The 7,124-nt window shown below is 72.7% G+C and carries 9 protein-coding genes; 3 read left to right on the top strand and 6 right to left on the bottom strand.

What is annotated here, in order from left to right:
• Positions 1 to 329 (bottom strand): polyprenyl synthetase family protein (locus tag AC2VNT_RS17165; protein WP_486947999.1); only part of this gene is annotated, 329 nt, incomplete at its 3' end.
• 21 nt (positions 330 to 350) lie between these two features.
• Between AC2VNT_RS17165 and menJ the strand changes: the two genes are divergently transcribed.
• The gene (gene menJ, locus AC2VNT_RS17160) at positions 351 to 1,601 is read left to right on the top strand and encodes a menaquinone reductase (protein ID WP_486947998.1); all 1,251 of its coding nucleotides are present in this window, start codon (positions 351 to 353) and stop codon (positions 1,599 to 1,601) included.
• Here menJ and AC2VNT_RS17155 read toward each other — a convergent pair.
• Entirely contained in the window at positions 1,594 to 1,995 is a 402-nt protein-coding gene (locus AC2VNT_RS17155) for a MarR family winged helix-turn-helix transcriptional regulator (protein ID WP_486948000.1), read from the bottom strand. The genes menJ and AC2VNT_RS17155 overlap by 8 nt on opposite strands.
• 95 nt (positions 1,996 to 2,090) lie before the next feature.
• On the opposite strand from AC2VNT_RS17155, the gene AC2VNT_RS17150 reads away from it, so the two are divergent.
• Entirely contained in the window at positions 2,091 to 2,765 is a 675-nt protein-coding gene (locus AC2VNT_RS17150) for a class I SAM-dependent methyltransferase (RefSeq protein ID WP_486947997.1), read from the top strand.
• 37 nt (positions 2,766 to 2,802) lie between these two features.
• Here the strand turns inward: AC2VNT_RS17150 and AC2VNT_RS17145 are convergent, their stop codons facing one another.
• Positions 2,803 to 3,486, bottom strand: a complete 684-nt coding sequence (locus tag AC2VNT_RS17145; RefSeq protein WP_486947996.1) for a demethylmenaquinone methyltransferase — start codon at positions 3,484 to 3,486, stop codon at positions 2,803 to 2,805.
• Positions 3,487 to 3,561: 75 nt separating this feature from the next.
• Here AC2VNT_RS17145 and AC2VNT_RS17140 point away from each other — a divergent pair, with 75 nt between their 5' ends.
• Positions 3,562 to 4,203, top strand: coding sequence for a thioredoxin domain-containing protein (locus AC2VNT_RS17140; RefSeq protein ID WP_486947995.1), 642 nt, complete (start codon positions 3,562 to 3,564; stop codon positions 4,201 to 4,203).
• A gap of 16 nt (positions 4,204 to 4,219) precedes the next feature.
• Here the strand turns inward: AC2VNT_RS17140 and AC2VNT_RS17135 are convergent, their stop codons facing one another.
• From AC2VNT_RS17135 to AC2VNT_RS17125, 3 genes are all read right to left on the bottom strand, one after another.
• Positions 4,220 to 4,729 carry a DUF3592 domain-containing protein gene (locus AC2VNT_RS17135; RefSeq protein WP_486947994.1) on the bottom strand — a complete coding sequence of 170 codons (510 nt, stop codon included), beginning with the start codon at positions 4,727 to 4,729 and terminating at the stop codon, positions 4,220 to 4,222.
• Positions 4,730 to 4,740: 11 nt separating this feature from the next.
• A complete protein-coding gene (gene menD, locus AC2VNT_RS17130) occupies positions 4,741 to 6,438 on the bottom strand; it encodes a 2-succinyl-5-enolpyruvyl-6-hydroxy-3-cyclohexene-1-carboxylic-acid synthase (protein WP_486947993.1) in 1,698 nt (565 codons plus the stop codon).
• A 55-nt stretch (positions 6,439 to 6,493) separates the two neighbouring features.
• Positions 6,494 to 7,124 (bottom strand): alpha/beta fold hydrolase (locus AC2VNT_RS17125; protein WP_486947992.1); only part of this gene is annotated, 631 nt, incomplete at its 5' end.

The raw sequence follows: 7,124 nt of genomic DNA, 5'->3' as shown, positions 1-7,124 counted from the left end.
CGGCGCAGCTTGGCCTCGTCCATCACGTCGTCGTGGTACAGCGTGGCCAGGTGCACCAGCTCGATGACCGCGCCGGCGATGGTCACCTGCCAGGCGTCCGGCTCCGGCCCGAGCTGGGCGGAGAGCACGGTGAACAGCGGCCGGAACCGCTTGCCACCGGCGTCGAAGAGGTGCGTCACCGCCTCGGTCATCAGCTCGTCGCCGCCACGCAGCTCGGTGTCCATCAACTCTTCGACCCGGGACACCCCGTCGCCGACCCGGGCGGCGAACGCCGGATCGGCGTACGCCCCGAGGTCCAGGCCCGCCACCACGGTCGCCGGTGTGCTCACGGCTCCAACATACTGGTGAGCATGAACACCAGCGCCGAGATGGTGGCCGATGTGGTGGTGGTCGGCGCCGGGCCGGCCGGTTCGGCGGCGGCGGCCTGGGCCGCCCGGGCCGGCCGCGACGTGCTGGTGATCGACGCCGCGGAATTCCCCCGCGACAAGGCCTGCGGCGACGGGCTGACCCCGCGCGCGGTCGACGAACTCGAGCTGCTGGGGCTGGGCGACTGGCTGGACGGCCACATCCGGCACCGGGGCCTGGCCATGTCCGGGTTCGGCGGGCAGGTGAAGGTGCAGTGGCCGGGGCCGTCCTTCCCGTCGACCAGCAGCGCGGTGCCGCGCACCGAACTGGACGAGCGGATCCGCAAGACCGCCGAAGAGTCCGGGGCGCGGATGTTGTTGGGCCGCAAGGCCGTCGGCGTGCACCACGACTCCGCCGGCCGGGTCCGCGCGGTGCTGCTGGCCGGCGGCGCCCAGGTGGGTTGCCGGACGCTGATCGTCGCCGACGGCGCCCGCTCGCCGCTGGGCCGTGCGCTGGGCCGGCAGTGGCACCAGGAGACGGTGTACGGGGTGGCCGCCCGCGGCTACCTGGCCTCACCACGCAGCGACGAGCCGTGGCTCACCTCGCACCTGGAGCTGCGCGGACCGAACGGCTCCACGGACGAAGTGCTGCCCGGCTACGGCTGGATCTTCCCGCTGGGCAACGGCGAGGTGAACATCGGTGTGGGGGCGCTGGCCACCGCCAGACGCCCCGCCGACCTGGCGCTGCGGCCGCTGCTGAGCCACTACACCGACCTGCGCCGCGACGAGTGGGGCTTCACCGGGGAGCCGCGGGCGCCGGCCAGCGCGCTGCTGCCGATGGGCGGCGCGGTCTCCGGGGTGGCCGGGCCGAACTGGATGCTGATCGGCGACGCCGCCGCCTGTGTCAACCCGCTCAACGGCGAGGGCATCGACTACGGCCTGGAGACCGGGCGGCTCGCCGTTGATCTGCTGAGCGCTGCGGGCGCTGCGGACTTCTCCCGGGTCTGGCCGGACGAGCTGCGCCACCGCTACGCCCGCGGCTTCTCGGTGGCCCGGCGGCTGGCGCTGCTGCTGACCTTTCCCCGGTTCCTGCCCGCCACCGGCCCGGTCGCGATGCGTTCGACGGCGTTGATGCGGATCGCGGTGCGGGTGATGGCCAACCTGGTCACCGACGACGACGCCGATGCGGTGGCCCGGGCGTGGCGCGGCGGCGGGCGGATGTCGCGGTTGCTGGACCGCCGGAGTCCATTCAGCTGAGGTTCTCACCGTCGGCGGGAGCGTGCGCTTCCCCGGCCGCGTACAGCAGCCGCTTGAACTCCTGACCCTCGGTCGGCGTGAGCTGAGTCAGGATCCGCTGGTCGGCGATCCGGACGGCAGCTTCGGCGCGTTTGAGCAGGGCCCGGCCCGCGGCGGTGAGGTGTGCGGGGCGGGCGCGGCCCGACGACACCGTCGCCGGCCGGGTCACCGCGCCCATGTCTTGCAGGCCGGCCAGCAACTGGTCCATCGCCTGCGGTGAGACGTGGGTGTAGCGGGCGAGTTCGGCGCTGGACCGCCCGGGCGACATCGACAGGATCCGCATGCACACGAACTGCGGCAATCCCAGCCCGAGCGGGCGCAGCTCCGCAGCCACCTGCGGCCGAAGCAGCCCCATCACGCGTTGCAGCAGGTACCCCAGCGGCTGGTCCTCATACCCGCCCACACCAAGTATCTTGACATATACCAAGATGCTTGGTATTAATCATGACTATGTCTGAATCGTTGGATTTCCAATTCGAATCGGCCTACCGCGGTGAGTCCGAGAGGTTCGGCGCGGGGGTCAAGCCACCGTGGAGCATTGGCGGACCACAACCCGAACTGGCCGCGCTGATCGAGCAGGGCAAGTTCCACGGCGACGTCCTCGACGTCGGATGCGGGGAGGCCGCCATCTCGCTGTACCTCGCCGAACGCGGACACACCACGGTGGGCCTGGACCTGTCCCCCACCGCGATCGACCTGGCCCGGCGCGAGGCAGCGAACCGGGGCCTGGCCAACGCCAGCTTCGAGGTCGCCGACATCAGCTCGTTCACCGGCTACGACGGCAGGTTCGGCACCATCGTGGACAGCACGCTGTTTCACTCCATCCCGATCGAGGCCCGCGACGGCTATCAGCAATCCATCGTCCGCGCCGCCGCACCTGGGGCGTCGTACTTCGCGCTGGTCTTCGACAAGGCGGCGATACCCGAGGGTCCGCCCAACGCCGTCACCGAAGACGAGCTCCGTGCCGTGGTCTCGAAGTACTGGACGGTTGACGAGATCAAGCCCGCTCGGCTGTATGCGTCGTTCCCCGAGGGCTTTTCCGGATTCGGCGGTACCGAGCTGCGCGATGAGCCCAATGGCCTCAAGTCGGTCGAGGGTTGGCTGCTCTCCGCGCACCTGGGCTGAGCGTCGAGTGCCGATCGGTGTCGGCTGACCGAGCAGCTCAGCGGACGGCGGTGTGCAGCGCGACGATGCCGCCGGTCAGGTTGCGCCAGCTGACGTTCGACCAACCGGCCGCTTTGATCCGCTCGGCCAGCGCGGCCTGATCCGGCCAGGCCCGGATCGACTCGGCCAGGTAGACGTAGGCCTCCGGGTTGGACGAGACCGCGCGGGCCACCGCCGGCAGCGCCCGCATCAGGTACTCCTTGTAGACGGTGGCGAAGACCGGGACGGTCGGGGTGGAGAACTCGCAGACCGCGAGCCGCCCGCCGGGCCGGGTGACCCGGGCCATCTCGGTGAGCGCGGTCGGGTGGTCGGCGACGTTGCGCAGGCCGAAGCTGATGGTGATCGCGTCGAACGTGTCGTCGCCGAACGGCAGCCGGGTGGCGTCGGCGGCCACCTTGGGCACGTCGCGTCTGCGGCCGGCGGCCAGCATGCCGACCGAGAAGTCCGCCGCCACGCACCATGCCTCGGAGCGGGCCAACTCCACCGTGGAGACCGCGGTCCCGGCGGCCAGGTCCAGCACCTTCTCCCCGGGCCGCAGCCGCAGCGCGGCGCGGGTGGCCCGGCGCCAGGCGCGGTCTCGGCCCAGCGACAGCACGGTGTTGGTCAGGTCGTAGCGGCGGGCGACCGCGTCGAACATCGACGCCACCGCCCGGGGGTCCTTGTCCAGGCTGGCGCGGCTCACCGGTCCGACGCTACCCGGCCGGCCGATAGGGTGGTCGCGACGCCGGGGCCCGCCCGGCCGGAGAGGGGTGCGCGGATGCGACGGCTGGCTGCGGTGCTGGTGGTGGTGGCGAGCTTGGCGGTCTGCGCGCCGGCCCGGGCCGAGGCGCCCGGCACCAGCGTGACCGGCGACGGCTACGGCGTGGTGTTGGGCTCGGCCGAGGCCCCGGCCCGGCTGGAGATCTTCTGCGAGCCGCAGTGCCCGCACTGCGCGGAGTTCGAGGCCGTGTCCGGGGCGCCGTTGATCGGCGCGATCGCCGGCGGCCGGGTCGCGGTGACCTACCGCTGGCTGACCTTCCTCGACGACCGGCGGCACAACGACGCCTCGGCCCGGATCGCCAACGCGCTGATCACCGCCGCCGACCCGGCCGTGCACCCGGTCGTCTACCAGAGCTTCGTCGACGACCTGTACCGCCAGCAGCGCCGCGGTGACGGCCCCGCCACCGCGGAGATCGCGGTGATGGCCCGGGAGAGCGGCGTGCCCGGCCCGGTGGCCGACCGGATCGCGGCCGGCGACGTCGTCGTCGACACCGCGGCGATGAACGCCGCCAATCGTGAGCTGCTCGAGCGGGCGAACCCGGCGAATCCGGGCACCCCCACCGTCTACGACGTCAACACCGGCACCGTGGTCGACACCGACGAGCCGGGTTGGCTGGACCGGCTCGGCGCCGGGCGGTAGCGCCGCGGCCCGACGGTCAGCGGGTGGCTGCCGCCGCGCCGGCCAGTCGCCGATCCAGCGCGGCCAGCGTGGCCAGCAGCCCGACGCCGATCAGCCAGCCGGCCATCGCCACCGAGCCGGCCGGGATGATCGCCAGCGCCGCGGTGCGGTGCTGCACCCGGACCAGGTCCGGGTCGGCCTTGTCGTACTCGACGTAGATCCGCATCCCGGTGGCCAGCTCCGACGGGTAGAGCACACCGAGCTGCGGACGATAGGTGATCCGCTCCGGGGTGACGAACTCGATGGTGGAGCGCCGCGGCCCCGCGCTGAGCACCTCGGCCTGCGCGACGCCCATGTCCCGCTCGATAGCCAGGTCGTTTCGCCACGCGCCGGCGACCAGCAGCACCGACTGCAGGGTCACCATGGCGATGGCGACCAGCACGCCGACCCGGATCCAGCGCACCGCCCGGCGGGCCGGGGTGTCCGGCGGGCGGTGGCTACCGCCGTGAATCACGAAGTTCCACAGCACTGTTGCCGACTTCGACACGGGATCGGGAATCACAGCGCGGCCTTGATCGCGGCGTGCAGCGCGCGCAGCGAGGATCGGTCCGCCTTGACCTCCAGCACCCGCAGCCCGGTCCCCGGCTCGTCCAGCGCGCCGGCCAGCTCGCCGGCCTCGATCTGGCGGCAGTCGACGTGGTAGGCGCGACACAGCGCGCCGACGTCGATGTCGTGCGGGGTGCCGAAGACCCGTGACGACACGTCGGCGAACCGCGGGTCGCCCTGCTCCAGCAGCTCGAAGATGCCGCCGCCGTTGTCGTTGGAGACCACGATGGTCAACCGCCGCGGTGTCGGCTCGGTGGGCCCGATCAGCAGCCCGGAGCTGTCGTGCACGAAGGTCAGGTCGCCGATCAGCGCGACGGTGCGGGCATCGGCTCCGTGGGTGCGTTCGTAGGCCAGCGCCGCGCCGATCGCGGTGGAGACCGTGCCGTCGATGCCGGCCACCCCGCGGTTGGAGCGCACCGTCAGGTCCGCGGGAGCGCCGCCCGCCAGCCCGACCAGCGCCACGTCGCGCACCGGATTGGAGGCACCCAGCACCAGCTGGTCACCGGGGCGCAGCCCGGCGACGACGGCGGCGGCCACATGCAGCCCGGTGGTGAGCGGATGGGCCGCCAGCTGCCCGTGCACCGCGGCCAGGGCGTGGGCGTTCAGGTCGGCACAGCGGGCCAGCCAGGCCGGATCCGGCGCGCCGGTGGTGACCGCCCGGGTGCCGGTGGCAGCCGAGTTGCCCGACACGTCCGGCCAGCGCGGGCCGGTGGTCAGCGCGTAGACCGGGACGTTCGGGTCGGCCAGCAGCGTCGAGACCGGACGGTGCAGCGTCGGCCGGCCGAGCATGATCACCTGCCGCGGGTGCAGCAGCGGCAGCGCCAACGGGTGCAGCGGAGTGGGACAGCCGGGACCAGAAAACGCCGTCGGCTCGGCGACGGTGGGTAGCGCGGCCAGGTTGGGGTGGGCGCCGGCGCCGTGCCCGGCGATGACGACGGTGTCCGGGGTCAGGTCGACGTCCAGCGGCTGGTCGAAGCTGACCGGCGGGGTGTAGGTCCACGGCCGGCCGCCCGCCCGGCCGGCCGGGTGCGAGTCGCCGGGTGCTCCCGACTCCGGGTCGGGCACCAGCGGCTCGCGCAGCGGGATGTCGAACTGCACCGGGCCGGCGTTGGCGGTGCGCGATCCGGTGGCGGCGGCCAGCACCCGGCAGGTGGCCGACCGCCAAGTCGCGTTGAGGGCGTCCATCCGCTCGGGTGCATCCTCGGCCAGTCCGAGGCTGATCGTCGCCCGCACCTGGGTGCCGAAGTAGCCGAGCTGCTCCATGGTCTGGTTGGCGCCGGTGCCGAGCAGCTCGTAGGGCCGGTTGGCGGAGAGCACGATCAGCGGCACCCGGGCGTAGTTGGCCTCCACCACCGCTGGGCCGAGGTTGGCCACCGCCGTTCCCGACGTCATCGCCACACAGACCGGGGCGCCGGCGCCGACGGCCAGGCCGATCGCCAGGTAGCCGGCGGTGCGCTCGTCGATCCGCACGTGCAGCCGAATCCGCCCGGCCCGGTCGGCGTCGTGCAGGGCGAACGCCAGCGGCGCGTTCCGCGATCCCGGGCAGAGCACCACGTCGCGGACGCCGCCGCGGATCAGCTCGTCGACGACGACGCGGGCCTGCGCCGTCGAGGGATTGCTCACCTGAGTAAACGTACCCGCCGGCGTCATCGCCGCACCGAAGCCGAGCCGGACGAATGCGTCGTGGTAGAAATTGCGGCCCGGCTCACTCGGCGGTCGGCGGCGTCCAGCGGTACGGCTTGCCGTCGATTTCGGTGAGGAACTCCAGCGCCGCCTGGTTCACCGCGTCCGGGCGTTCGATGAAGCCGAGGTGCCCGGCGTCGGGAATCTCCAGGTAGCGGGCGTTCGGGATCGCGTCGGCGACCTCGCGGCACAGGTGCGGCGGGGTGACCACGTCGTCTCCGAAGCCGATCACCAGCACCGGGTGGGTGATGCTGCGGTACGCCGGCAGCCGGTTCTCCGCGGGCCCGACGTCGATCTGGCAGCGCAGCCCCGGGGTGGACTTCACCGGCCACATGGTGAACATCGCGATCCAGTCCTTCACCGCCGCGTCGTCGTTCAGCGTCTTGGGCGAGAAGCTTTCCAGCAGACGTATTTTCGCTTCGTACTCGTCCGGCAGCCGCACCCCGGACTCGGCCAGGGCCACCTCGGCGGTGCGGAAGAAGTCGCGGGTGCGGTCCTGGCGGCCGCGGGTGGCCATCAGCACCGCCGAGCGGACCAGCTCCGGGCGGGACAGCATCAGCTCCTGGGCGATGAACGCGCCCATCGACACCGCGACGAGGCGGGCCGGGGCGGCGCCCAGCGACTCGATCAGCGCGGCGGTGTCGTCGACCATG

Source organism: Mycobacterium sp. TH-M15 (genome assembly GCF_057473705.1).
Note: the sequence above shows the minus strand (reverse complement) of the source record. Positions and strands in the feature narration are given on the sequence as shown.

Coding starts and splice junctions, on each gene's coding strand:
- menJ (WP_486947998.1), top strand. CDS start 351: ATGAACACCAGCGCCGAGATGGTGGCCGATGTGGTGGTGGTCGGCGCC.
- AC2VNT_RS17155 (WP_486948000.1), bottom strand. CDS start 1,995: ATGGGGCTGCTTCGGCCGCAGGTGGCTGCGGAGCTGCGCCCGCTCGGG.
- AC2VNT_RS17150 (WP_486947997.1), top strand. CDS start 2,091: ATGTCTGAATCGTTGGATTTCCAATTCGAATCGGCCTACCGCGGTGAG.
- AC2VNT_RS17140 (WP_486947995.1), top strand. CDS start 3,562: ATGCGACGGCTGGCTGCGGTGCTGGTGGTGGTGGCGAGCTTGGCGGTC.
- menD (WP_486947993.1), bottom strand. CDS start 6,438: ATGACGCCGGCGGGTACGTTTACTCAGGTGAGCAATCCCTCGACGGCG.